The 25,083-nt window shown below is 60.6% G+C and carries 20 protein-coding genes, 1 tRNA gene, 1 rRNA gene and 3 pseudogenes; 13 read left to right on the forward strand and 12 right to left on the reverse strand.

Features of this window, described 5'->3' with window-relative positions; translation table 11 throughout:
* Positions 1-124 precede the first annotated feature (124 nt).
* The 4 genes from rrf to AC1DU9_RS23600 all read left to right on the forward strand — a co-directional run bounded on the left by rrf (position 125) and on the right by AC1DU9_RS23600 (position 3,953).
* Positions 125-240 (forward strand): 5S ribosomal RNA (gene rrf, locus AC1DU9_RS23585).
* A 147-nt stretch (positions 241-387) separates the two neighbouring features.
* A complete protein-coding gene (locus AC1DU9_RS23590) occupies positions 388-1,047 on the forward strand; it encodes a paraquat-inducible protein A (RefSeq protein ID WP_223461066.1) in 660 nt (219 codons plus the stop codon).
* On the forward strand, positions 1,034-1,657 hold the full coding sequence (locus AC1DU9_RS23595; RefSeq protein ID WP_108214827.1) for a paraquat-inducible protein A: 624 nt from the start codon (positions 1,034-1,036) through the stop codon (positions 1,655-1,657). Before AC1DU9_RS23590 ends, AC1DU9_RS23595 begins: the two co-directional genes overlap by 14 nt.
* Positions 1,650-3,953: a PqiB family protein gene (locus tag AC1DU9_RS23600; RefSeq protein WP_477810865.1), complete on the forward strand. Its 2,304-nt coding sequence runs from the start codon at positions 1,650-1,652 to the stop codon at positions 3,951-3,953. The genes AC1DU9_RS23595 and AC1DU9_RS23600 overlap by 8 nt, the downstream gene beginning before the upstream one ends.
* Positions 3,954-4,186: 233 nt before the next feature.
* Here the strand turns inward: AC1DU9_RS23600 and mksF are convergent, their stop codons facing one another.
* Genes mksF through mksB form a run of 3 tightly spaced genes read right to left on the reverse strand, consistent with a single transcriptional unit; the run spans position 4,187 to position 9,004 of the window.
* Entirely contained in the window at positions 4,187-7,027 is a 2,841-nt protein-coding gene (gene mksF / locus AC1DU9_RS23605) for an Mks condensin complex protein MksF (protein WP_477810866.1), read from the reverse strand.
* Positions 7,024-7,725: an Mks condensin complex protein MksE gene (gene mksE, locus AC1DU9_RS23610; RefSeq protein ID WP_223461070.1), complete on the reverse strand. Its 702-nt coding sequence runs from the start codon at positions 7,723-7,725 to the stop codon at positions 7,024-7,026. The genes mksF and mksE overlap by 4 nt, the downstream gene beginning before the upstream one ends.
* The gene (gene mksB, locus AC1DU9_RS23615) at positions 7,715-9,004 is read right to left on the reverse strand and encodes an Mks condensin complex protein MksB (protein ID WP_223461071.1); all 1,290 of its coding nucleotides are present in this window, start codon (positions 9,002-9,004) and stop codon (positions 7,715-7,717) included. Before mksB ends, mksE begins: the two co-directional genes overlap by 11 nt.
* Positions 9,005-9,242: 238 nt before the next feature.
* Here mksB and AC1DU9_RS23620 point away from each other — a divergent pair, with 238 nt between their 5' ends.
* Both AC1DU9_RS23620 and rimI read left to right on the forward strand, forming a co-directional pair.
* Entirely contained in the window at positions 9,243-9,989 is a 747-nt protein-coding gene (locus AC1DU9_RS23620) for an energy transducer TonB (protein WP_477810869.1), read from the forward strand.
* On the forward strand, positions 9,982-10,434 hold the full coding sequence (rimI, locus tag AC1DU9_RS23625; protein WP_007978046.1) for a ribosomal protein S18-alanine N-acetyltransferase: 453 nt from the start codon (positions 9,982-9,984) through the stop codon (positions 10,432-10,434). The genes AC1DU9_RS23620 and rimI overlap by 8 nt, the downstream gene beginning before the upstream one ends.
* A gap of 113 nt (positions 10,435-10,547) precedes the next feature.
* Here the strand turns inward: rimI and AC1DU9_RS23630 are convergent, their stop codons facing one another.
* On the reverse strand, positions 10,548-10,952 hold the full coding sequence (locus AC1DU9_RS23630) for a serine kinase/phosphatase (RefSeq protein WP_223461072.1): 405 nt from the start codon (positions 10,950-10,952) through the stop codon (positions 10,548-10,550).
* Between the two features lie 182 nt (positions 10,953-11,134).
* Between AC1DU9_RS23630 and can the strand changes: the two genes are divergently transcribed.
* The gene (gene can, locus AC1DU9_RS23635) at positions 11,135-11,779 is read left to right on the forward strand and encodes a carbonate dehydratase (protein ID WP_223461073.1); all 645 of its coding nucleotides are present in this window, start codon (positions 11,135-11,137) and stop codon (positions 11,777-11,779) included.
* 6 nt (positions 11,780-11,785) lie between these two features.
* Here the strand turns inward: can and AC1DU9_RS23640 are convergent, their stop codons facing one another.
* The 3 genes from AC1DU9_RS23640 to AC1DU9_RS23650 all read right to left on the reverse strand — a co-directional run bounded on the left by AC1DU9_RS23640 (position 11,786) and on the right by AC1DU9_RS23650 (position 15,139).
* Positions 11,786-12,310 carry an SET domain-containing protein-lysine N-methyltransferase gene (locus AC1DU9_RS23640; protein ID WP_223461074.1) on the reverse strand — a complete coding sequence of 175 codons (525 nt, stop codon included), beginning with the start codon at positions 12,308-12,310 and terminating at the stop codon, positions 11,786-11,788.
* Between the two features lie 144 nt (positions 12,311-12,454).
* Complete coding sequence (locus tag AC1DU9_RS23645; protein WP_223461075.1) at positions 12,455-13,627, reverse strand: hypothetical protein; 1,173 nt, start codon at positions 13,625-13,627, stop codon at positions 12,455-12,457.
* A gap of 93 nt (positions 13,628-13,720) precedes the next feature.
* Positions 13,721-15,139 (reverse strand): short-chain fatty acid transporter, encoded by a 1,419-nt coding sequence (locus AC1DU9_RS23650; protein ID WP_223461076.1) that lies wholly within the window; start codon positions 15,137-15,139, stop codon positions 13,721-13,723.
* Positions 15,140-15,339: 200 nt separating this feature from the next.
* On the opposite strand from AC1DU9_RS23650, the gene AC1DU9_RS23655 reads away from it, so the two are divergent.
* The 4 genes and pseudogenes from AC1DU9_RS23655 to AC1DU9_RS23670 all read left to right on the forward strand — a co-directional run bounded on the left by AC1DU9_RS23655 (position 15,340) and on the right by AC1DU9_RS23670 (position 18,794).
* Positions 15,340-16,653 carry an MFS transporter gene (locus AC1DU9_RS23655; protein ID WP_223461077.1) on the forward strand — a complete coding sequence of 438 codons (1,314 nt, stop codon included), beginning with the start codon at positions 15,340-15,342 and terminating at the stop codon, positions 16,651-16,653.
* A 207-nt stretch (positions 16,654-16,860) separates the two neighbouring features.
* Positions 16,861-17,499 (forward strand): annotated as a pseudogene (locus AC1DU9_RS23660) (PAS domain-containing protein); the annotation flags it as partial.
* A gap of 150 nt (positions 17,500-17,649) precedes the next feature.
* Positions 17,650-18,087, forward strand: a pseudogene (locus AC1DU9_RS23665) (methyl-accepting chemotaxis protein); the annotation flags it as partial.
* Between the two features lie 107 nt (positions 18,088-18,194).
* The gene (locus AC1DU9_RS23670) at positions 18,195-18,794 is read left to right on the forward strand and encodes a flavin reductase family protein (RefSeq protein ID WP_223461078.1); all 600 of its coding nucleotides are present in this window, start codon (positions 18,195-18,197) and stop codon (positions 18,792-18,794) included.
* Positions 18,795-18,806: 12 nt separating this feature from the next.
* On the opposite strand, the gene AC1DU9_RS23675 is transcribed toward AC1DU9_RS23670, so the two are convergent.
* Together AC1DU9_RS23675 and AC1DU9_RS23680 are read right to left on the reverse strand one after the other, a co-directional pair.
* The gene (locus AC1DU9_RS23675; protein ID WP_223461080.1) at positions 18,807-19,175 is read right to left on the reverse strand and encodes a cupin domain-containing protein; all 369 of its coding nucleotides are present in this window, start codon (positions 19,173-19,175) and stop codon (positions 18,807-18,809) included.
* Positions 19,176-19,251: 76 nt separating this feature from the next.
* Entirely contained in the window at positions 19,252-20,061 is an 810-nt protein-coding gene (locus AC1DU9_RS23680; RefSeq protein WP_223461238.1) for an AraC family transcriptional regulator, read from the reverse strand.
* Between the two features lie 164 nt (positions 20,062-20,225).
* Here AC1DU9_RS23680 and ddlA point away from each other — a divergent pair, with 164 nt between their 5' ends.
* Complete coding sequence (gene ddlA, locus AC1DU9_RS23685; RefSeq protein ID WP_223461082.1) at positions 20,226-21,320, forward strand: D-alanine--D-alanine ligase; 1,095 nt, start codon at positions 20,226-20,228, stop codon at positions 21,318-21,320.
* A gap of 63 nt (positions 21,321-21,383) precedes the next feature.
* On the opposite strand, the gene ggt is transcribed toward ddlA, so the two are convergent.
* The gene (ggt, locus tag AC1DU9_RS23690) at positions 21,384-23,216 is read right to left on the reverse strand and encodes a gamma-glutamyltransferase (RefSeq protein ID WP_223461084.1); all 1,833 of its coding nucleotides are present in this window, start codon (positions 23,214-23,216) and stop codon (positions 21,384-21,386) included.
* A gap of 167 nt (positions 23,217-23,383) precedes the next feature.
* On the opposite strand from ggt, the gene AC1DU9_RS23695 reads away from it, so the two are divergent.
* Positions 23,384-24,493: a DUF2817 domain-containing protein gene (locus tag AC1DU9_RS23695; protein ID WP_223461086.1), complete on the forward strand. Its 1,110-nt coding sequence runs from the start codon at positions 23,384-23,386 to the stop codon at positions 24,491-24,493.
* A gap of 99 nt (positions 24,494-24,592) precedes the next feature.
* Here AC1DU9_RS23695 and AC1DU9_RS23700 read toward each other — a convergent pair.
* Both AC1DU9_RS23700 and AC1DU9_RS23705 read right to left on the reverse strand, forming a co-directional pair.
* Positions 24,593-24,669: transfer RNA gene (locus AC1DU9_RS23700), tRNA-Met, on the reverse strand.
* Positions 24,670-24,756: 87 nt separating this feature from the next.
* Positions 24,757-24,996, reverse strand: a pseudogene (locus AC1DU9_RS23705) (amidase family protein); the annotation flags it as partial.
* Positions 24,997-25,083: the final 87 nt, after the last annotated feature.

A 25,083-nucleotide genomic window follows, 5' to 3' on the forward strand; every position in this document is an offset into this window, starting at 1 on the left:
AAAGAGCATCAGATTGCGGTGTGTGAAGACGCAATGAACCGAAAGTTCGACGCTCACAAAACACCGAAAGCTGTCACATACCCAATTTGCTGAAACGTTGAAAAACGGTTCAGTACCCGAATTTCTTGACGACCATAGAGCATTGGAACCACCTGATCCCATCCCGAACTCAGCAGTGAAACGATGCATCGCCGATGGTAGTGTGGGGTTTCCCCATGTGAGAGTAGGTCATCGTCAAGATTAAATTCCRAAACCCCTATCTGCGTACGCAGGTAGGGGTTTTGTTTTTGGCGTAGAAAAAGCACGACGAATCAAGCACAAATTGGCGCAGTTATTTTTGTCCCGGGACACTAGAATAGGTCCAACTTTTTCAGAGTCAGAGCGCTTATGCCGGATTCGGTTGACGCCAAAGAGCTGTCAGAACTACCACTGGAAAATCTGGTTGCCTGCCATGAGTGCGACTTGCTCATGCGTAAACCCGAACTCGCCCACGGCGAAAAAGCCCTGTGCCCGCGCTGTGGCTACGAGCTTTATGCCAATCGCTACAACGTCGTACAGCGCAGTCTCGCCTTGGTCATCTCCGCCCTGGTGTTGTTCATACCGGCCAACTTTTTACCCATCATGCAACTCAATCTGCTCGGGCAATCTTCGCAAGACACTGTCTGGAGCGGCGTTGTCGCCCTTTTTGATACGGGCATGCAAAGCGTCTCAGTGATCGTGTTCCTGTGCAGCATGGGGATCCCGCTGCTCAAGCTGCTGTGCCAACTGGCCGTATTGTTGAGTATCCGTTTTGGTGTCGGACGCAGCTACGGCTTGTTGCTCTATCGCATTTATCACCATATACGCGAATGGGGGATGCTTGAGGTCTACTTCATGGGCGTACTGGTGGCGATCGTCAAGCTGGCAGATATGGCAGCCATCACTGTAGGCCTCGGCCTGGCGTGCTTCATTGGTTTGTTGCTGATTCAAGTCTGGCTGGAGGTCGTAATGTCGCCTCACCAGATCTGGCAAGCGTTATCAGGAGAAGATGCCCATGCGGGCGATTGATGCAGGCATTCTGATTTGCAAGGAATGTCATGAATTGAACAGGCAGGAAGCTGATAGCGATGAGCAAGTCTGTACACGCTGCGGAGCACTGGTGCATGCCCGCAGCCCGAATAGCCTGGTGCGCACCTGGGCATTGCTGATTACCGCCGCCATTCTTTACATACCGGCCAATTTGTTGCCGATCATGACTGTGAACTCTCTGGGCAAGGGGGCGCCCAGCACGATCATGGCGGGTGTGATCGAGTTGGTGCACTACGGAATGATCCCCATTGCGGCGGTGGTGTTTATCGCCAGTATCCTGGTGCCCACCTTCAAGCTGGTAGGCATCGCTCTGCTGCTGTTTTCCGTGCAGCGCCGTCAGCCCCTTTCGGCTCGCCAGCGTATCTGGATGTACCGTTTCATTGAATTCATCGGCCGCTGGTCGATGCTCGATATCTTTGTGATCGCCATCCTCGTGGCGGTCGTGAATTTTGGGCGGCTTGCCAGCATCGAAGCCAATCTTGGCGCCATCGCCTTCGCCACTGTAGTGATTCTGACGATGCTTGCCGCAGTAACTTTCGATCCCCGACTGATTTGGGATAACACGGAGTCGGACGACGACCATGACTGATTTGCCTGTAGCGAAAACCCGACCGGCCTCGAACTGGTCTGCCATTTGGGTGCTGCCCCTGATCGCCTTGATCATCGGCGGCTGGCTCGGCTGGCGTGCCTATAACGAGACCGGCATCGAGATTCAGGTGCGTTTTGAGAGTGGCGAAGGCATTCAGGCCAACAAGACCGAAGTGGTCTATAAAGGCATGCCAGTCGGTAAGGTCAAAAGCCTCAAGCTCGATGATGAGGGCAGTTCCAAAGGTGTGATCGCCAGTATCGAAATGAACAAGGACGTAGAGCAATACCTGCGAACCAGCACGCGTTTCTGGCTGGTCAAGCCGAGCGTGACGCTGGCAGGGATTACCGGTCTTGAGACGCTGGTTTCAGGTAACTATGTTGCCATCAGTCCGGGGGAAGGCGAGCCCGTCCGCAAATTCAAGGCCCTGGCCCAGGAGCCGCCGCTCTCCGATGCCCAGCCGGGTCTGCACCTGACCATCAAGGCTGATCGCCTGGGTTCGTTGAACCGCGGCAGCCCGGTGTTCTACAAACAGATCAAGGTAGGTCAGATCAAGAGCTACGTGCTGTCCGAGGACCAGAGCACTGTCGAGCTCAAGGTCTTCATCGAGCCGACTTACGCCAAACTGGTACGCAAGCACACACGTTTCTGGAACGCCAGCGGCATCAGCATCGACGCCAATCTGTCCGGTGTGAAAGTGCGCAGTGAGTCGTTGGCCAGCATCGTCGCCGGTGGTATTGCGTTCGCTACTCCCGAAAACCGCAAGGACAGCCCGCCTACCGACCCAAGCCTGCCGTTCAGGCTCTATGAAGACTTCGATGCAGCGGCGGCCGGTATCCGGGTCAAGGTCAAGCTCAGCGACTTCGAGGGTTTGCAGGCCGGTCGTACGCCGGTGATGTACAAAGGCATTCAGGTCGGCAATCTCAAGGCGCTGAAGGTCGATCCTGACTTGTCCGGGGCCACCGCCGAATTGACGATGGACCCGTTGGCCGAGGATTACCTGGTCGAGGGCACACAATTCTGGGTGGTCAAACCGTCGATTTCCCTGGCGGGGATTACCGGCCTTGAGGCGTTGGTCAAAGGCAACTACATCGCTGTTCGACCTGGCGACAAGGGTTCGGCTCCACAACGGGAGTTTGCGGCACGGGCCAAAGCGCCGCCGCTGGATCTGCGTGCACCCGGACTGCATTTGGTGTTATTCACGGAAAATCTCGGCTCGCTGGAAGTCGGCAGCCCGGTTCTCTATAAGCAGGTTAAAGTCGGCTCCGTACAGAGCTATCAGTTCTCGCGAACCAAAAAGCRGTTGATCATCGGCGTGCACATCGAGAAGGAATACGAGGATCTGGTCAACGCCTCGACACGCTTCTGGAATGCCAGCGGCATCACGCTCACGGGCGGACTGACCGGTGGGATTCAAGTCAAAAGTGAGTCACTGCAAAGCTTGATGGCCGGCGGTATTGCGTTTGAAACCCCGGAAGCCAAGGCGCCGCTACGCAAGCGCATTCCACGTTTCCGCTTGTTTGCCAGCCGTGACGACGCCACGCAAAAGGGCGAGGTGATCAGCATCAAGGTAGACCGCGCCGATGGTTTGCGTACGGGCACGCCGATTCGCTTCAAGGGTCTGGATGTCGGCAAGATCRAGGACGTTGACCTGAGTGACGACCTGCAATCGGTGCTGCTGACCGCGCGGATTACCGAAGTGCCGGAACGCATCGCCCGGGTCGGCAGTCAGTTCTGGGTGGTCAAGCCCGAGCTGGGCCTGATCAAGACGTCCAATCTCGAAACACTGGTGACCGGGCAATACATCGAGGTGCAACCGGCAGCGAAAAATCTGGGACCGCAGAAGAACTTTGTCGCTTTGGTCGCTGCGCCGGAAACCGCCAAGCAGGAAGCGGGATTGAGTCTGGTGCTGAGCGCCGCCCGTCGCGGTTCATTGAAGGCCGGCGTGCCGGTGACGTATCGCGAAATCACAGTGGGCAAGGTGACGGGTTATGAACTGGGCCAGACCGCTGATCGTGTCCTGATCCATATCCTGATCGAGCCGAAGTACGCGCCACTGGTACGCAGCGGCACGCGGTTCTGGAACACCAGCGGTTTCGACTTCGATGTCGGCCTGTTCAAAGGCGCAACGGTGCGCACTGAATCCCTGGAGACGATGATTCAGGGCGGTGTCGCCTTTGCCACGCCAGACGGTGAGCGCATGGGCGGCCCGGCGCAACCGGAGCAGACGTTCGCGCTGTTCGACAAGTTCGAAGAGGAATGGCTGACCTGGGCGCCGAAGATTTCGCTGGGTAAATAGTCTGAGGGTTATGTGGCGTCAGTGATGACGCCTTCGTCGGAACGCCGCCCGGGGCAAGCCATTTCATTAGGGTTATCGGTTGGTCACGGACTCTGTGTTCGCCACAACTCCTGTGGGAGCGGGCTTGCCCGCGAAGAGGCCCTGAAGTTCACTGCAAGGCTAAATGACACACCTATGAAAAAGGCCGCGATCCATTGGACCGCGGCCTTTTTTTATTGCCTTCGATTCAAGCCTCAGACCGCATCCAGCTCCGGTTCATCCGCTTGTTCGTTGACCGTCGCCTTTACCTGATCGTGACGACGGATGTACTTCCAGTCCGCCTCGTCGATGTAGATGCCGGCCGGGCCGCTGCCGCCTTCCAGGTCGATGGCGACACTGGCGCAGACCTGCGGCTTCACGCTCGCCAGGATCGGCACGAAGCCCAGTTGCAGGCTGGTTTCCAGCAATGCGGCCTGGTTCTTCTCATCGATATCCGCCGCCTCGTCGAGGTAGTACGGCAGGCGCACGCGACCGGCCTGGTCACGGTCCATCAAGTGCAGCAACAAGTACATGTTGGTCAGCGCCTTGATGGTCATGGTGGTGCCGTTGGAGGCGGCGCCGTCGATGTCGGTGTGGATCACCGGTTGACCGTTGACCTTGGTGATCTCGAACGCCAGTTCGAACAAGTCCTTGAGGCCGAGCTGGTTGTGGTTCGCCGCCACCAGCCGCGCCAGGTATTCCTTGGCCTCTTCGTTCTTGTTGTCCTGTTCCGCACTCTGGCTCAGATCGAACACCGACAGGGTTTCGCCTTCTTCATATTGACCGGCACTGTGGATGATCTGGTCGATGTGCTTGAGCGCTTCCTTGTTCGGCGCGAGCACGATACGGAAGCTTTGCAGGTTGGAGACCTGACGCTTGTTGATCTCGYGGTTGAACAGCGCCAGTTGGTGTTCGAGGCTGTCGTAGTCGCTGCGGATGTTGCGCAGGGTCCGGGCGATGTCCGTCACGGCGGCACGGCGTGCCTTGCCCAGGGTCAAGGCTTCGTCGGTGCGGTGCGCATAGGCGTTGATCAACAGCTGCAGGCGACGCTCCATATCGTCTTCGCTGTCGAACTTGGCCACGCCCTTGAGGCGCACCTGAGCGTACAGCGCTTCGATCTGACCATCGGCACGCAGCAGGCCTTGCCAGCTGTCCTGATAGTCATTGAGCAGTGGCAGCAGGTTGTCCATGGAGTCGTCGATCGGGTCCATGAACGGTGTGCCGAACGGCAGGTCCGCTGGCAGCAACTGACGGCGGCGCAGGGCGTCGTCGAGGGTGCGTTGCTTGGCTTCCATGTCGCCGATCTGCCGGCCGACCAGTTGCAGCTTGGCCGACAGTTGCTGGACGCGTTCGGTGAAGGCATCGCTGGAGCGCTTCAGCTCGTCCTGCGCCGCTTCCATTTGCGCCAACTGCTCAAGCTTGTCGCCTTCCTCGGCGCTCAGGGTTTGCGCGCGACGGAAGTCTTCCAGGGCTTTTTGTGCGTCCAGCACTTGCTGGTACAGCGCTTCGGTCTGGGTCTTGCTCGCGGCACGGTCGGCGGCCACGGCTTGCTGGGTTTTCAGTTGCTTGAGTTCTTTTTCCAGACGCTCTTTCTGATCGCGCAAGGCAGCGCGGTCAGCCAGCGCTTGCAGGGCTGGTGGTTCGATGTGCGAGATGTCGATGGACAACCCCGGCACTTCGAAGCGTTCACCTTTGAAACCGTCGAGGATCAGCTCCACGGATTTGACCCACTCGCCGTCGTCGTCGAGGGTGATGCCGTGTTCACCCAATGGCAGGCTGAACAGCGCGCTGTTGAACAGGCGCATCAGGCGTTCGACGTCTTGCTGCGAGAATTCTTCGCGCAGACGGGCGTAGCTGTTGTTGTCGGCGTGATCGAGTTGCTGCTTGACCGACTTCAGGCGTTTTTCCAGATCGCGCAAACGCTCTTCCAGATCTTCGGCGCTGAATTGACGGGACTGGGCCAATGCACCGGCCAATTCGTCATGGGCGTCCTTGGCGGCCAGCAGTTGCTGTTCCAGCACCTTGACGTCATCGATCAGGGCAAAGCGATGCTTGAGCACCGACAGTTCGCCGAGCCAGCGCTGGATGCCGGTGATTTCCCGCTCCAGGCGCATCAATTCCTGAGTGCCGCCGCGTTGGTCGTTCTGCAGGGCGTCTTGCTCGTTGCGGTAGTGCTCGGCCTGAAGGGTCAGCTCTTCCTTGCGCGCACCGGCGTAGTCCTGCCAGGTGCCCAGCAGTGAATCTAGCAATGGCGAGATGCGGTGCAGCTTGCCACGCAGGATGTCCCGTTGTTTCACGCCGTTGGCCAAGGCTTCGACCAGCGGACCGGCGGCGACCAACGAGTTGTAGTCCTGCTCCATGCGGCGTACATCGCGGAACGCTTCTTCGCACGCCGCGATGTAATCGACGCTGCCGGAGCGCAGGCTGTGCTCGAAGGCATCGAGGAACAGTTGCTTGAGCTTGGCCGCAGTGATTTCACGCATGTGCAGCAGGTTGATGAACAGCGCGCGGAAGGTCTTCAGGCTCTGCTCGCTGGTGGAGCGCAGCGGGATCAGGGTCAGGTCCAGGGGAATCGAGGTGTGGCCACCGACCAGCAAACGGCGCAGTTCGTCCGGCTTGAGTTCGTAGGCTTTCAGGCCTTCGCGTTCAAGGTTGGTGAAGAGTTCTTTCTGACGCAGGCAGGTGTCGTTTTTCTGGTAGTGGGCCAGGTCCAGCTTGCCGGCATAGGCAAAGAACTGGTGACCGAAACCGCCGCCCGGGCCGCGACCGACCACACCGATCACGTGGGGACCGTGGGGCAGGTTCACTTCGACCAGGATGTAGCTGGTGTCCGAGGCGAAGTAGAAGCGCCGGGACTGCTCCAGGCTGTACTTGCCGAAGCTCATGTCCGACATGCGCGCCAGGATCGGGAACTGCAAGGCGTTGATCGAGGCGGATTTACCGAGGTTGTTCGCGCCGTACACCGACAGCGGCTCTTCCAGCGGAAACAGGCCGAGGCTGTAGCCGGCGGTGTTCAAAAGGGCAAAGCGGCGGATGCCGTAACGTTCCTTGCTCATGCGTCGAGCTCCTGTTCTTCGGCAATGGCCCGGGCCAGGGCGTCTTCTTCGCTTTCACCCTCGAATTCACTCAGATCGAGCGGATCGTCGGTCTGCAGCAGTTTTTCGTCGCTGTCTTCGTCGATCAGCACCGGCACCGGCAACGGCAGGACGCTGTGCAGGCTGGCGGCCAGGTCGCGGTCCTGCTGCACCGACAGGCACACATCGAGGAAGCGGTGCATCGGCGGCAGGAAACGGTAGATGCCGTTTTCTTCGCTGGCAAAGCCGAGCTGGGTCATGCGCCGCATGATCTTTTCTTCCAGTTCGTCCTGGGTCTGCACTTCGGCCTGGATGAACAGGTCGCGGTACTTTTCCAGCAACGACGGCAGCTCATCGCGGCCGAGACTGCCGCCGTCAAGCACGGAGATCGGGTCGCGGCCCTGGTCGGCCAGGTGCTCGACGAGGATGAAGGTGAACAGCGCAAGACGCTGCGCGGTCTTGTTCACCGCGGCGGCAGCGAGGTCCGGCACGAAGTAGTAGAAACCGCGGGTGTCGCAGACCAGTTCAAAGCCCAGGGCCTTGAACAGCGTGCGGTACTGGTCCTGAAAGTTCGACAACTGTGCGTACAGTTCCGGATCGCGGCGGCTGACGTGATAACCCTTGAACAGCTCGCGAAAGATCGGTGCCAGATGGGACAGTTCGGATAGATCAAGTTGCATGCGAAGTACTTCCATAGAGGGTGCTCGCAGAATTCTCGGTGGCATCGCTGACCGAGAGCAGGGCGAAGGAGCGCAGGCTGACCTGGTGCTCGTGGGTATGGTATTCGCGACGCTCCAGACGCTCGCGCGTGAAGCGTTTTTCCCGCGACAGGCGCGAGAACCAGTACAGCAATTCGTCGGTGGCGCCGTCCGGTTCCTGCTCCAGCAACCAAGTCATCAGGTCCGGCATCGGCAGGGCGTCTTCGCAGCGTTCGAGCATTTCCCGAACGGTGCGTGGCGCCCGTGGCGCTTCGCCTTTCTGGGTCTTGTGGGCCTTGGGGAAGCGCGCCGGTTTCGGTTCGAAACGCGCCAGGGCGTAAACGTAGGCTTCGACCTGACTGGCGCTGCCGAGGAAGGTGCTCTGCGGGCGAGTGAACATCGGCATCGCCGCTTGTGGCACGGCGTCGAGGCCCTTGCGACGGATCATCGACAGGGCTAATGCGGCGCCACGGGTCACGGCGTTGTGCCGGCGCGCTTCTTCACGCAGCGGCAACAGCAGCTCGCGGGCGTGACGTAGCGTCAGCTGGGCGCTGGTCTGCATTTCGAGGATGCGCGCGTGGGTGCGCAGCAGCATGTCGTCGTCCACCAGGTGGCCGAGGCGCTGCTGTTCGCTGAGCATCTTCAGCAACACGGTTTCGACCTTGCGCACGCCTTGTTCGAAGGCGCCGTCGGCGTTCACCAGATCAATCATCGGCTCGACGTATTCGTCCCAGGTCGCCAGCACTTCAGCGTAGCGCTGGCGCAACGGAATCTGCCGGTCGCTGGTTTTCGCCCGTTCGGCGACGGCCACCAGGGCCTGTTCGTCGTTATCGAGTTTTTTCAGTACGTCACGCACGCGCATGTCGAGCAGACGCAACTGGCGGGCGAGGTCATTGCCATCGCGGATATCGAACGCGTCCTGGATATAACCGGCCAGACGCTCCAGGTGGCGCAGGTAGGCTTCGATTTCCAGGCACAGGCCCAGGCGGTGTTCACGGCGCAGATAGGCGAGGAAGTCGTGAATCTGCGCATTAAGCTCGAAACGGTTCGGGCTTTTGGCCACGGGAACCAGAATGTCGAGGCGAATCCACACGTCGAGCAGGCTGGTGATGTCCTGCGGCGTACTGTCGAGTTGCTGGGCGGCCAACTGTGAACGCAATTCGTTGAGGCTCAGTGTGCCTTGGTCGAAGTGCTCGCACAGTGGCTCCAGAAGTGCCCAGTGTTCAGCGAGGGCGCGCAAGACGCGCTTGGGTTCGATCATCGGAATGGCCGGCTGGTTGGCGATTAAAAGCCGCGATTGTACTGCATCGGGCGCGATGCGATTCACTCTCGGGACGGGCTGTCGCCATTTTTCATAGGTGCAAAGACTATCGGTGAAGTCTATCGATCAACAGCGCGGGCGATCTTGAGCGAACGGCGGTAGAATCAGCGCACTTTAGTTATCCACAAGTGGCCGACCTTTGCTTATCGAGTCCCGTCGTCGCGCTTATCTGGCCGCCATGCAGGTGGTCAACTGGCTGCCGCGTACCGAATTGCCCTTTGCCGCGCCGTCGCGGCCCGAGCTGCTGGAGATCCCCGAGCCGGTGGTGGTCGCGCCTGTTATGCCCGCTGTTGTGGCTAAGACACCCGTGGCGCCGGTGGTCAAGCCGGCCGAGCGGGTGAAGATCGAGGTGCCGCGACCATCGCCGGCGAGTACGCGCACCGGGGCCAAACCGGTGGAAGAGGCCGAAGAGGCGCCCGTGGTGGTCAAGGCGCCGATCGTGCCGCCGCCGCGTTTTGCCCTGCAATTGTTGCGGGCCGGGCGTTGTCTGCTGCTGGTGGAGTTACCTACGGGCGAATCCTTCCAGACCCGCGATCCTGCTTACCTGCTGCTCAAGGACATTCTGCGCGCCGCCRGTCTGCCGGACAGCCCGCAGATCGTCGGCGAACCGGTACGCTGGCCGTTGCTGGTGCGTGGCACGATGGACCAGGGCCCGGAAGCGGCCCGCGACTTCGTGCAAGGTTTTCTCTCGGTGCGCATGGAAGAAACGCCCTGCGCCTGCTTGTGGCTGATCGGCCTGCCCGCGGTGCGATTTGCCGGTGAGGCGGATGCCGAGGCGTTCAATCGCGAGTTGCAGATCGAAGGCCTGGGCTCGGCCTGGGCGGTGCCGGGCCTGGAATTATTAATGGAAGAGCCACAGCGTAAGGCTGATGTCTGGCAAGCCATGCGTCGGCTGATGGCGCGCTGGAAAGAATCGAATGAGTGATGCTGTATCGTTTCGCCCGATGACCGAGGCGGACCTGGAAACCGTACTGAAAATCGAATACGCGGCCTACAGCCATCCCTGGACTCGCGGAATTTTCCTCGATGGCCTGGGCAAGTATCAGATCTGGCTGATGTTCGAAGGTCAGCAACAGGTGGGCCACGGTGTGGTGCAGATCATCCTCGACGAGGCGCACCTGCTGAACATTACGGTCAAGCCGGAAAACCAGGGCCGTGGCCTGGGGCTGACATTGCTTGAGCATTTGATGTCGATTGCCTACAAGGCCGACGCCCGGGAGTGTTTCCTGGAAGTGCGCGACAGCAATACCGCGGCGTTCAAGCTGTACGAGCGTTATGGTTTCAACGAGATCGGCCGGCGTCGGGATTACTACCCCGCGGTGGGTGGGCGCGAAGATGCGGTGGTCATGGCCTGTACTTTGGTGGATTAAGCCTCAAAAGCTTCGCGAGCAGGCTCGCTCCCACAATGGATCTGTGTTGACTACACGAATTTTGTGACCGACACGAACCCTGTGGGAGCGAGCCTGCTCGCGAAGGCGTCCTCTCAGGGCTTACCGTCCATCGGATGGCGCCGCGCCAGTTCCGCTTCATCCAGGCCATGCCCACCACCAATATCGTCCTTATCGACGATGCTCAGGTCCCAATCCGCGCGGTTATCATTGCCCGCCTCGTGGGCATCCCTGGCGCCGTCTTCACGGATCAGGGTTTCCGGGCTCAAGTCATCGTCGGTAGGTTGATGGTTTCCGGTCGAGGCACCGGTCAGGCCCGCTTCACGTACGCGCCGACGAGGCATCAGGTGCTCGCGCTCCTCGTCCGGCAATTCGTCACCGATTCTGGTGCTGGGCTCTTCTTCATCGAAATCCAGCTCATGCACCGAGCCCATGCGGTCTTCGTCGTCATCGATGGGCTCCGGTTGCACCGCATCGTACGGACGTCGTGAATCATTCATGGCAATTCCTCATACTGTGGGCCTTACTAGGGTGGACCCATCGGGTTCATGAGAMTTCCACCGGCATGGAGCGTCGGCTGGCCGTAGCAGGAATCAGGGCATCAGGGGCAACTGCATTATGCGCGTGACCCCGACGGGCGGTCGTCTGTCAAAGCAGCGCATCATTCTCGAGGCTTCATTGCATGAACGAATTACAAGATCTGATTGATAACAACGAGCGTTGGGCCGCTGCGATCAAGGAGGAAGATCCTGACTTCTTCGCCAAGCTGGCTCGCCAACAGACTCCGGAGTACCTGTGGATCGGTTGTTCCGATGCCCGGGTGCCGGCCAACGAGATCGTCGGCATGCTGCCGGGCGATCTGTTCGTACACCGTAATGTGGCCAACGTGGTGCTGCACACCGACCTCAACTGCCTGTCGGTGATTCAGTACGCGGTCGATGTGCTCAAGGTCAAACACATCCTCGTCACCGGTCATTATGGCTGCGGTGGTGTGCGCGCCTCGATGCAGGATCGTCAGTTCGGCCTGATCGACGGCTGGCTGCGCTCGATTCGCGACCTGTATTACGAAAAGCGCGAAGAACTGGCCAAACTGGCCACCGAAGAAGAACGGGTCGACCGTCTTTGCGAGCTCAACGTGATTCAGCAGGTGGCCAACGTCGGTCACACCAGCATTGTGCAAAACGCCTGGCACCGCGGGCAGAGCCTGTCGATCCACGGCTGCATTTATGGCATCAAGGATGGCCGCTGGAAGAGCCTGAATGCGACCATTAGCGGTTTCGAGCAACTGCCACCGCAGTACCGCCTGCGACCGTTCGAGCCCCTGTAAAGTCCCTCAGCGCAGACTCTGCCGACGCCACTGTTGCAAAAACAGCTGGCCGTCGGCGTTCGGCGTCTCATCGTAGCCGGTGATCCAGCCCCGGCAGTTGTACGAACCGCAGTGGCAGGCAAACTGGCGCAGCAGCTTGTCTTCCGTGGCAGCGTAATCCATCGACAGCCAGTCGCCTTTCTGAATGTCCTTCAGCGCCCATAACCACAGCTCACTCATGTCCAGAAACACGTTCGGGTCGCAGGAGTGGCGCAGCAGCCCGCAGAAGCGCGGGTCATAGACGTGAACAGCGGGCGCCAGCTGGCGGGTATGTCGGCTGCGATAGGGCAGCAAATGCCCCGATACCCGGCAGATTCGACTGATGCGGGGAAATTCGCGCAGCGCTGCTACGGCCATCGGCGTGCCTTTGTCATTCGAGAGAATCTCGAAATCGGCCAGGGATGGAAATCCGAGGTGAAGGGGCAACTCCACAAAAGGATAAACACCCTGCGGCGGTGGTGCGAGAGACTTGCGCTGTGCATTGGCTTTCATAACGATCCTTGTCGGCTGGCTGCTGCGACTTCCATCGGCTGACGATCCTGTCAGCGCAGCAACACATGGGTACGGCCCAAGCCTCTCGCAGATACTGCGGGCGGTCTACTGTCATAACTGACAGGTCGACTGCCATCAATCGGTTTATAGCGGTGGAGCGGGCAGGGCAGTGGTTGGCGCTGGCGCCTTGAGCTGTTTGAGCTGCAGCTGGATCGGTGCAGTCGAGCATTTGGCCGCAGCCTGTCCCGGCGTCAGGTTGCGAATCGAGGTGTAGAACAGCGCGCAGGTTTTTTCTTTCTCGGCCACTTGCCAGGTTTGCGTGCAGGTTTTCAGCTCGACGTCGGCATTGCTGTCCGGTTGACGGCCCATGACGGCCTGCCAGCACGCGGCACTCAAATCCTGGCCCATGACTTTCAGGCCCGCCGCATCGGCCTTGGCCTTGGCATCGTTGCCGGAATAGTTCGCCGGATCGGCGGCGTACCAGATGTAGCTCGGGTGGTTGGAACCCAGCACCCGCACGTTCACCCCGTCACTCGGGCTGATCGTCGCCAGACCCAGCACGTTCACGGTCGGCCCGTATTGTTGCTTGATCCAGTTACGCACCGGTGCGCCGAAGGCGACCATCGGCAATGCTTCACCGTTGGAGTGCAGGCTGACGTTCTTGACCATGGTGGTCTGGTAGTCGTTGAAGTAGCTGTAGACGCCCTCCAGGTCCTTGCCGGCGTTGGATGGGGCGGCGATAGGGGCGATGTCGACAATGGTCTGGAAGCCTGGCGTCTGCTCGGCCGGGATGCCATTGGCGGTGAGCAGCGTGGCCCAACGATCCGTGGTGGCGGACTTCAGGTAATCCTGGGCCTGGGTCAACGAATAGTCGGGCGGGAAGTGCAACAGCTCGACACTTTTGCGGTTTTCCAGGGCCATGCCCAGCGGCAGGAACAGATACCAGCTGTACGCCCATTTGCCGTCGGCATTCAATTTGCTGGCGCCGTTATAGGCCAGGTCACCGGCATCGAGCAGCGCGGCCAAAGGTTTTTCATAGCCGTTGGGCACGCCGATGATTTCTGCGTGGAGCTGACCGTTATCGTTTTTGACCAGAACCTTCGCGTCACCGTAGCCATCGCGCTGCACGCTCTGGGTCAGGTAGTGCTCGACGGTTTGCTCAAGCGTCCAGTTGCGAAAGCAGATCACGTTGCAATTGTTGGGGTAGGCGAAGAGGCGGGTAACGCGTTCGGTAGTGCCCAGCTTCAAGTTGGCATCGGCGTGGGCGGTGGTGCTCAGGGTGAGGGCTGCGAGAGTGAGTGCCGCGAGTTTGAACATGCTCAGATCCTTTTCAGCGTATAAGTCCAGCAGATACTGAAACAGACAGGGCGGAACAAAAAGGGCCGATATCAATATCGGCCCTTTTTATGGTTACGGCATTACCGGCGGCAAATACGCCAGCGTCGTCCCCAGTGCCCATAACAACACTAGCACCAATGGCGCGTGTACCAGCAATTGCACGAACGAGAAGCCGATCAAGTCCCGCGCTTTCAACCCCAGGACGCCCAGCAGCGGCAACATGAAGAACGGGTTGATCAGGTTGGGCAGGGCTTCGGCGGCGTTGTAGATCTGCACCGCCCAGCCCAGATGGTAGTTCAGGTCATTGGCCACTTGCATCACGTACGGTGCTTCGATGATCCACTTGCCGCCACCGGACGGGATGAAGAAGCCGAGAATCGCCGAATACACGCCCATCAGAAGCGCGTAGGTGTCGTGGGAGGCAATGCTGACGAAAAAGGTCGAGATGTGATGGGCCAGGGTCTGCGCGTCGGCGCCCTTGACCGTGGTCATCAGCGCCGCGATCGAACCGTAGAGCGGGAACTGGATCAGCACGCCGGTAGTGGTCGGCACCGCACGGGTCACGGCGTCCAGAAAGCTGCGCGGACGCCAGTGCAACAGGGCACCGAGCATGATGAACAGGAAGTTGTAGGTGTTCAGCCCGGAAATCGCGCTGATAGCCGGTTTGGTCGCAAACTCATGGAACAGCCACCCAGCAGCCAGCAACGCCAGCAGAATCGTCAGTAGCGGGCTGTGTTCCAGCCATTCGCCGGGGCGGGTGCGTGGTTGCAGCGGTGGCAGGTTGAAACTCGGGTCGACACCGCAGGCCTTGGCATCGCGTGCCGAGTTCGGGCCGGGGGCGGTGGCATAGGCAATGATCAGCGAGATGACGATCAAGGCCAGCAGCATCACGCCGGACTGCCAGAGAAAGATCGTCTGGGTGAATGGAATCATCCCGGTGATCGACAGAATCGACGGCGGCAGGCTTGCCGGGTTGGCCTGCAATTGCGCGGCGGACGACGACAGGCCCAAGGCCCATACCGCGCCAAGCCCCAGATAGGCGGCGGCACCGGCGGCGCGATAGTCCATTTTCAGGTCGGTACGACGGGCGAGGGCGCGTACCAACAAACCGCCGAACACCAGGGACAAGCCCCAGTTCAGCAACGACGCGACCATCGAAATCAATGCGACCCAGGCCACGGCGGAGCGGCCGTTTTTCGGCAGCTTGGCCAGACGGTCAATCAGCTTCACCGCCGGCGGCGAACTGGCGACCACATAACCGCCGATCACCACGAAGGCCATCTGCATGGTGAAGGGGATCAGGCTCCAGAAGCCATCACCAAAGGCCATGGCGGCGTCGGTGGGTTTGGCACCCATCGCCATGGTGGCCAGGGCCACGATAATCACCGCCAGGGCAGCAAACACCCAGGAGTCGGGAAACCAGCGTTCGGCAAAACTTGAGCAGCGCAGGGCAAAGCGGGCGGAGCGGCTATCTTCGATATCAGCGGCCACGGGAGTACCTCGGATTTTTATGTTTGTTGTGGTCTTCGGGGCAGTAACCGCCCGTCTGGACAGACGTCAACATTAATTCAAGCCGAGGATTTTTGCGGGGTTGTTTCGTGGCTATGGGACTTTGGTCTAACGGGTTGTCCGCCAGCGCTTTTGCGTAGACCATGGGCGCCTTGGTTTTTGCCTGTGCCAGAGTTCTTTACATGACTGCCAACACCGATTCGCGCCCGGCGCCGTTCAGCCGCTCGGACTACAAGACCCTCGGGCTTGCCGCCCTCGGCGGGGCGCTGGAAATCTACGATTTCATCATCTTCGTGTTTTTCGCCCTGACCCTCAGTCAGCTGTTCTTCCCACCGGAAATGCCCGAGTGGCTGCGCCTGCTGCAAAGCTTCGGGATCTTCGTCACCGGTTACCTGGCGCGACCGTTGGGCGGCATCCTGATGGCGCACTTCGCCGACCGATTGGGGCGCAAGAAAGTCTTTAGCCTGAGCATCCTGATGATGGCGTTGCCCTGCTTGCTGATCGGGATCATGCCGACCTACGCGCAAATCGGCTATTTCGCACCGTTGCTGCTGTTGGCCCTGCGCATTCTCCAGGGCGCGGCGGTGGGCGGCGAGGTGCCGAGTGCCTGGGTATTCGTCGCCGAGCACGCGCCCATCGCCCATCGCGGTTATGCCCTGGGTTTCCTGCAGGCGGGGCTGACCTTCGGCTATCTGATCGGCGCATTGACCGCGAGCTTCCTGGCGCAGGCATTCACCCCGGCGGAAATCCTCGATTACGCCTGGCGTTACCCGTTTCTGCTCGGCGGCGTGTTCGGGGTGATTGGTGTCTGGCTGCGTCGCTGGCTCAGCGAAACCCCGGTGTTCATGGCCATGCAGGCGCAGCGCGAGGCGGCCGGTGAGCTGCCGCTACGCACGGTCTTGCGCGAGCATCGCCTGGCCATTTTGCCGGCGATGATTCTCACCTGTGTGCTGACCTCGGCCGTGGTGGTGTTCGTGGTCATCACCCCGACCATGATGCAGAAAACTTTTGGCATGACAGCCAGCCATACCTTCGCCCTGAGCGCACTGGGCATCGTGTTCTTGAACATCGGCTGCGTGCTCGCCGGGCTACTGGTCGACCGCATCGGCGCCTGGCGCACGGTGATGCTCTATAGCCTGCTGCTGCCGTTGGGCATCGGCGTGCTGTATGCCTGCCTGATCATGGGCGGCGACTGGCTCGGCCTGGCCTACGCCTTGGCGGGGCTGGCCTGCGGGGTAGTCGGCGCGGTGCCATCGGTGATGGTCAGCCTGTTCCCGCCGCGGATTCGCGTCTCGGGTATCTCGTTCACCTACAACATTGCCTACGCCGCGTGGGCGAGTGTCACACCGCTGTTGTTGATCGGCCTGATGCCGTGGAGTCCATGGATCTGTGTGATGTTCAGTGCGGTGATGGGCGCGGTGGGTGTGGGCAGTGCGGCGTACTTTGGTGCGCGGATGCCGAGAATCGCTGGCTGTTCTGCCGCTGGCGCGCATTGATTGTACGCGTCGTAACTATTTTTACTGGACAAGCCTGAAACACGCTTAAGTAAATGTTTCCAAGGCCGATGGTTAGGCTGTGTATCGCTTTCTACCCCTGTCCATCGGTGCTTTCCCATGTTCAATAAACGCTTGAAGCAGGAGCTGTCGGCTCTTCGTGAAGAACTCTCCAGCCTCCAGCAAGTGAAGGAAAGTCTGGAAAGCGAGATGCTGGTGCTGACCCTCGACAGCGATGGACGGGTTCAGTCGGTCAACCAGAACTTCCTTGGCGAAATGCACTACAAGAGCGGTGACCTGATCGGCCGACACATCGACGACTTCGTCCCGGATCACGTGAAGTTCGACGAATTCCAGCAGCGTTTCAAGAACGCGCTGACCCGTGGCGAGCACTTCGCCGGCGCAGTGCGCCTGTTGCGCGGCACGGGCCAGGAAGCCTGGTTGCGTTCGATCCTGCAACCGGTGCGCTCGGCCGATGGGCGGATCAAGCATTTTTCGATCTTCTCCAGCGACCTGACCCGCACCATCGAGGCCTCCCGCGAGCACGAGAACCTGATCGGTGCGCTGGTGCGTTCCACGGCGGTGATCGAGTTCGATCTCAATGGCAACGTGCTGACTGCCAATGACCGCTTCCTCAGCGGTATGGGGTACAGCCTGGCGCAGATCAAGGGCAAACATCACCGCACCTTCTGCCTGCCGGAGGAATACAACAGTGCCGAGTACCAGGACTTCTGGCGTCGCCTGAACGCGGGCGAATACGTGGCCGAGCGCTTCAAGCGTGTCGACAGCCACGGTCGTACGGTCTGGCTGGAGGCGTCCTACAACCCGGTGGCCGATGCCAACAACAAGCTCTATAAGGTGGTGAAGTTCGCCACGGTGATTACCGATCAGGTCAATCAGGAACAAGCCGTCGCCGAGGCTGCCAACATTGCCTACAGCACTTCGCAGCAAACTGACCAAAGCGCCCAGCGCGGTAACGCCGTGGTGACCCAGGCCGTGGACGTGATGCGTGACCTGGCCAAACACATGCAAACCGCTGGCGATGGCATCGAAGCCCTGAACGAGCAGTCGCTGGTGATCGGTACCATTGTCAAAACCATCAGCGGCATTGCCGAACAGACCAATCTGCTGGCGCTCAACGCGGCCATCGAAGCGGCGCGAGCGGGCGAGCAGGGGCGGGGGTTCGCCGTGGTGGCGGATGAGGTTCGGCAACTGGCTTCGCGCACCAGCCAGGCCACCGACGAAATCGTCCTCGTGGTGCGGCAAAACCAGGACATGGCGCGTAACGCTGTGGCGCTGATGACCGACGGCAAGCTTCAGGCCGAACAGGGCCTGGCGCTGGCGGCAGAAGCGGGTACGGTGATTGTCGAGATCCAGGACGGCGCGCAGAAAGTGGTCAATGCGGTGGGGCAGTTTGCCAATCAGTTGGTGAGTTGAGTCCAGCGTTTTGCCCGAAGCCTGAAAAGATCGCTATCGGCGATCTTTTCATTTCAGCGTGTTTTATCCCGTTACAATCGGCTCTTTTCCCCCAGGAGCAGACTTCCATGAGCGCTTCCCACCGCCGTCCGGTTCCCTTGTCCAAGGCCTATCGTCTGCTCAATCATGGCCCGACCGTGCTGGTCAGCGCAGCCCACGGTGGCCAGCGCAATATCATGGCGGCAGCCTGGGCCATGCCGCTCGATTTCGAACCACCGAAAATTGCCGTGGTGCTGGACAAGTCCACCTGGACTCGCCAGTTGCTGGAGGCCTCGGGCACTTTTGTACTGAACGTTCCGTGCGCTGCCCAGGCCGACATTGTGCAGACCGTCGGTTCGACCTCCGGCCTGGAGTTGACCCAGGGCCAGGGGCGCGACAAGTTTGAGACCTACGACTTGCAGACGTTCACCGGCGAGTCGGTTGATGCGCCGATGCTCGAAGGCTGCGTGGCCTGGCTGGAATGTCGCCTGTTGCCGGAGCCGAACAACCACCAGCAGTACGATCTGTTCCTGGCCGAAGTGATTGCCGCCCAGGCTGACGAGCGCGTGTTCAGCGAAGGCCGCTGGCACTTCGACGGGCAAGATGCCTTGCGCACCTTGCACCACGTGGCGGGCGGGCACTTCCTGACCATTGGCGAGCCGGTGGACGGCAAGATCTTGCAGGTGTAAACCGGTCAGCGCTCATATCCACACATCATTCTCGGCCGTGCGCTCACCACCTTCACTGCCGGTGTTGAGCACGCCCTTGGGTTCGATCAGCAGGAGTTTTACCTCCTGCTCGGCACTGGGCTTGTGCTCGACGCCTTTGGGCACCACGTACATTTCCCCGGCGTTCACCAGCACGTGGCCATCGCGAAAATCGATGCGCAGCCGGCCTTCGAGCACGATGAAGGTTTCGTCGGTATCGAGGTGGTCGTGCCAGATAAAGTCCCCCAGCAGCTTCACCACCTTGAACTGGTAGTCGTTCATTTCGGCGATGACCCGGGGCGACCAGTGGGAATAGATCCGGCTGATTTTTTCAGCGAAGTTCAGGCTTTCGTAAGCGTTCATGAAACAGCTCTCGCGGTGGTTGGTGAACTCACGATAGCCAGCGACTCCATGCGCTTCTTGTACGATTGTGCGTGGCTCAACGGCGCTGCATGTTCAGCCAGCGCGCTGGCGGCAGGCCGTAGGTTTTGCGAAATTGCCGAGTCATGTGGCTCTGGTCGGTGAAGCCGGCGATCAGCGCGGCGCTGACCAGCGTCTGCCCCTGAATCAGTAGCGCGCGGGCCATGTCCAGGCGGCGCATGGTCAGGTAACGATAGGGGCTGGTGCCGAACAACAGGCGAAAATCCCGGGACAGGCTCCAGCGATCCCGACCACTGTGTTGCGCCAGTTCATCCAGGGTCACGGTGCGGTCCAGGGCACCGTGGATGTATTCCCGCGCACGCTGCGCGGCCACGTAATCGAAGCCCGAGCGTTTGCCCGGCGCACCGCAAACCGTGCTCATGGCTTGCGCCAGATCGAACAGCGCATCCTGTTCTTCCAGTGGATCGAGCGGGCAATCCAGGCTGCGCAGCAACGCCCCCGTGGCGGCGAACAGGCGGGGATCGTTCGACAGCCCGGTCTTGATGAACGGCAGCGGTTGCCCGCCGAGCATCTGCTGGATGAGCGCCGGTTCGATGTACATCATCCGGTACTGGAAACCGGATTCGGTGCCGGCCTCGCCATCGTGGGCTTCGTCCGGGTGCAGCACGATCGTTGCGCCCGGCAGGCTGTGACGCCAGCCACCGCGATACTGAAAACTCTGCACCCCGGCCAGGGTGTGGCCGATGGCATAGGTGTCGTGGCGGTGAAGGTCGTAGCCATGGCCGGCAAAAAACGCCTCGAAACGCTGCAGCCCGCCGACATCGGGCGCACGAAGGAACCAGTCATTGCGAGACGGACGCTTGGCCATGGTGATGATCGTCTTGAGCTTGATGCGCAACACGGTAACCCAGTCAGCGGTTCCCTGTCTTCTGATCGGAAGGGGACATGTGCGCTAGAAAACCAAGGGCAAATACTGCACTGTGGGGCGCATTCTCTATAGGTCGTTTTTATTTGTCAGGATGAGGCCAGGTCATGAGCAAGCTGCGCGTGGGGATCATTTTCGGGGGCCGTTCCGCCGAGCATGAGGTGTCGTTGCAGTCGGCGAAAAACATCGTCGATGCGCTGGATCGTTCACGCTTCGAGCCGGTGCTGATCGGCATCGACAAACAAGGCCACTGGCACCTTAACGACCCTTCCAACTTTTTGCTGAACCAGGAAAACCCGGCGCTCATCGCCCTCAACCAGTCCAATCGTGAACTGGCGGTGGTGCCGGGCAAAGCCAGCCAGCAATTGGTGGAAACTTCCAGCCAGGAAATGCTCGGCCACGTCGATGTGATCTTCCCGATTGTCCACGGCACCCTCGGTGAGGACGGTTGCCTGCAAGGTTTGCTGCGCATGGCCGATCTGCCGTTTGTCGGCTCCGATGTGCTCGGCTCGGCTGTGTGCATGGACAAGGACATCAGCAAGCGCCTGCTGCGCGATGCCGGCCTGGCCGTGACGCCGTTCGTGACATTGACCCGCGCCACGGCGGCGCGTACCGGGTTTGCCGAGGTTCGGTCCCGGCTCGGTTTGCCCCTGTTCGTCAAACCGGCAAACCAGGGCTCTTCCGTGGGTGTGAGCAAGGTCGCCGACGAGGCCGAATACACCGCAGCGGTGGAACTGGCCTTGAGTTTCGATACCAAGGTGTTGATCGAATCTGCCGTCAGCGGTCGTGAGATTGAGTGCGCGGTACTCGGCAATGAAGACGCCATCGCCAGTGGCTGCGGCGAGATCGTGGTGCGCAGCGGATTTTATTCCTACGACAGCAAGTACATCGACGACGCGGCTGCTGAAGTGGTGGTGCCGGCCAATATCAGCGTCGAGGCCAGCGAGCGCATCCGCGCCCTGGCCGTCGAAGCGTTCCAGGTACTGGGCTGCTCCGGCCTGGCCCGCGTCGATGTATTCCTGACCGACAGCGGCGAAGTGCTGATCAACGAAATCAACTCGCTGCCCGGCTTCACCCGCATCAGCATGTACCCGAAACTGTGGCAGGCCACCGGTATGACCTACAGCGAGCTGGTGACGCGACTGATCGAGCTGGCGCTGGAAAAACACCAGGTTCGGCAGGGGTTGAAGATCAGTCGATAAGCGACTTGCTCATAAACAAAGGGCCTACCCACCGGTAAGCCCTTTCTCATCCCCGCGTACGACTCAATCCCCCAGCGCTTGCCCCTCACGCCGCGGATCGGCGCCGCCTGTCAGCGACGCTTTGCCTTGGGCGTCCTTGACCCGAACAATCGCCTGGGTCCCGCTGGTCATGTCGATTTCGCTCACGCTGTGCCCTTTGTCTTTCAGCGCCTGAATCAGCGACGGGCTGAATTGCCCCTGTTCCAGTTCGGTCGGGCCGTTGCGGCTGCCGAAGTTGGGCAGGTTGATGGCGGCTTGCGCATCGAGGTTCCAGTCGAGCAGGCCGATGGTGGATTTGGCCACGTATTCGATGATTTGCGAGCCGCCGGGGGAGCCGACGGTGGCGAGGAATTCGCCGCTCTGGCGGTCGAAGATCAGGGTCGGGGCCATGGAGGAGCGCGGGCGTTTGCCGGGTTCGACGCGGTTGGCGACTTTTTGCCCATTTTCCTCGGGGATGAACGAGAAGTCGGTCATCTCGTTGTTGAGTAGAAAGCCCTGAACCATGATGTGCGAGCCGAACGCCGATTCGATGGTGGTGGTCATCGACACGGCACCGCCTGCGTCATCGACGGCCACCACTTGCGAGGTGGAAATCCGCAGGGGCGAACGGTCCGGTGCATAGGCCATCTGAATGCCCGGCGGAGTGCCAGGTTTGGCCGTGCCCATGCTGCGTTCACCGATCAGAGCGGCGCGGCTGGCCAGGTAAGCCGGGTCGACCAGGCCTTTGACCGGCACGGGGACGAAGTCAGTATCGGCGACGTACTGAGCGCGGTCGGCGTAGGCCAGGCGTTCGGCTTCGGCGATCAGGTGCACGGCTTGCGGGTCGGGTTCGATGCCGGCCGGGGCCATGGTTTTGACCGGTTTCAGCGGTGCCAGTGCCAGGCGCTTGTCGCGAGTCTCCAGGGCTTGCAGCGTGCCGAGGATCTGGGCCACTGCGATCCCGCCCGACGACGGCGGCGGCATGCCGCAGACTTGCCAGCGCTTGTAGTCGGTGCACAGCGGCGCGCGTTCCTTGGCCTGGTAGTTGGCGAGGTCAGTCAGCGACAGGCTTCCGGGATTGGTGTGGCCCTGAACCTTGGCCGCGATTTCCTCGGCGACCGGGCCTTTGTACAGGGCATCCGGGCCTTCATGGGCGATGCGTTTGAACACAGCGGCCAGCGCCGGGTTCTTCAAGTTTGTGCCGACGGCTTTTGGGCTGCCATCGGCATTGCGCAAGTAAGCCATCATTTCCGGCGAGCGTGGCATGGACGAATCCGCGGCGATCAACTGATGCAGGCGTGGCGAAATGGCGAAGCCTTGCTCGGCGAGCCGGATGGCCGGTTCAAACAGTTGTGCCCAGGGCAGGCGCCCGTGTTTTTGATGGGCCAGTTCCAGGGCGCGCAATACGCCGGGCGTGCCTACCGAGCGACCACCGATTTGCGCCTGGGTGAACCCCATCGGTTGTCCGTTGGCTTGCAGGAAAAGCTTCTCGGTAGCACCGGCCGGGGCGGTTTCACGGCCATCGTAGGTGCGCACGGCTTTGCCATCCCAGAGTACGATCAATGCGCCGCCACCGATGCCGGAAGACTGTGGCTCGACCAACGTCAACACCGCTTGCATCGCAATCGCCGCGTCGATGGCCGAGCCGCCCCGGCGCAGCATCTCCCGCCCGGCTTCGGCCGCTAGCGGGTTGGCCGCCGCCGCCATGTATTTCTCGGCGTGTTGAGTTTTCAGGTCGGTGCGGAAACCGGAGGCGCTTTCCGGTGCGAGCGGTAGCGTCGGGACTGAAGCGTTGTTGCACGCGGCCAGGGTCAAGGCGCTGGCGAGCAGAACCAGAGCTGGCAGGCGATAGCGGCGCAAAGGGAAGGTTGAGAACACGTGGGGGTACTCCGTCCGTTGGATCTACGATCAGCCGACTTTATCGGCCGACCGGGAGGGACGCAAACCAGGTCCCACGGCCCCGATGTTTTTGTCCTTCATCAATGGCGGGATTTTCTGTAGGGTCATTGCCAACAGGCAGGCCAGAAAATCAACAAGAGGCAGACATGCAAACCGAGTTTCCCACCCAGCCCAGCTATCGCACCCAGCGTGAACAATTCCTGGCCGCCGCGACCACGGCAGGCGCAACGCTGACGGAGTATCCACACCCGCTCAAAGGACCGTTCGGCGAGCCGCTGAGTACCGATGTGGCGGTGCTGGGTGATCCGGGCGCCAAGCGGCTGCTGATCGCGTTGAGCGGCACTCACGGGGTCGAAGGCTTCTATGGTTCGGGCTGCCAGATCAAATGGCTGCAGGAGTTGGGCAAGCGGTCCCTGCCAGCGGATGTCGCCGTGGTCATGATCCATGCCATCAACCCCTGGGGCATGGCGTGGTTGCGCCGGGTCAACGAAGACAACATTGACCTGAACCGCAATCACCTGGACTTCCAGCGCCCGCTGCCGGACAACCAGGCCTACAACGCCCTGCATGAAATCTATGCCTGCCCGCAGTTGCACGGTCCGCAGCGTGAGCGTGCCGATGCCTTGCTCGACGAACAGATTCGCTTGCACGGCTGGCCGGCAGTCATGTCGATTGTCGAGGGCGGTCAGCATGCTCATCCCGACGGCCTGTTTTTCGGCGGGCTGGCGCCGAGCTGGTCGAACCGCACGCTGCACCGGATCGTGCAAAAGCACGTGACCCATGCCGAGGTTGCCATGTGTTTCGACTTGCACACGGGCGCCGGCGAGTACGGTCATCCGATGTTGTTGACCATCACCGAGTCCGTTTATCCAGCGCTGTCAGATGCGCAGGCGATTTACGGTCCGTGGCTCTACAGCCTGCAAACCGGTGCCGACACCGTCAGCGAAACCGGCGTGGCGGCAACGGCCACCGGCTACACCTCGCAGGCGCTGATCAATGCGCTGCCGCAGGTACGGCTGATGCCGTTTGTCATTGAATGCGGGACTTATCCGGGGCCGGAGGTTCACCGGCATCTGCGCGATGACCACTGGCTGCATCTGTACGGCAACCCGAATGATGCAACAGGGCGCGAGATCAAGCTGAATCTGCTCGAGCAGTTCTATCCCGCCGACAGCGATTGGCAGGCGATGGTCTGGCTGCGCACCTGGCAGATCTGGGAGCGGGCGTTGTCGGCATTACCGACGGTTCGCGTCTGATCGAGACGCGCATGCGGTGCAGGATTTCCCTGTCACCGCAGCGCATTTTTTCGAGGCATAAAAAAACGGCCTACCTTGCGGTAAGCCGTTTTTAGTACTTGGTGGCTACACAGGGACTTGAACCCCGGACCCCAGCATTATGAATGCTATGCTCTAACCAACTGAGCTATGTAGCCAAGTGGCGCGCATTATTCACCGGTAACGGGGATGCGTCAAGCATAAATCTAAAATATTTCTCTGCGCTTTCAACCGTTTATCAAAATCTATCCTCTGAGCTGGGGTGAAGGGCAGCGCTGGAACCAGCGGCTGGCCTGTTCGTACGCGTGCGCCAGTTGCAGGACAGCGAAGTCGGCCTGGTGTCTGCCGATGATTTGCAGGCCCATGGGCAGGCCGCTGGCGTTGAAGCCGACCTGTACGTTAGCCACCGGGCAGCCGGACAAGGTGCCGGGAATCACCACCTCCATCCAGCGGTGATAGGTGTCCATGGCCAGGCCTTCGACGGACGTGGCGTGGTTTATCGACTGGCTCAAGAGCGAACTGGAGCAGGACTTCCCGGAGGCGGTGATCCGTGCCTGAGAAGTCCTGGCGGA

This window comes from Pseudomonas sp. P4_C1 (assembly GCF_056402155.1).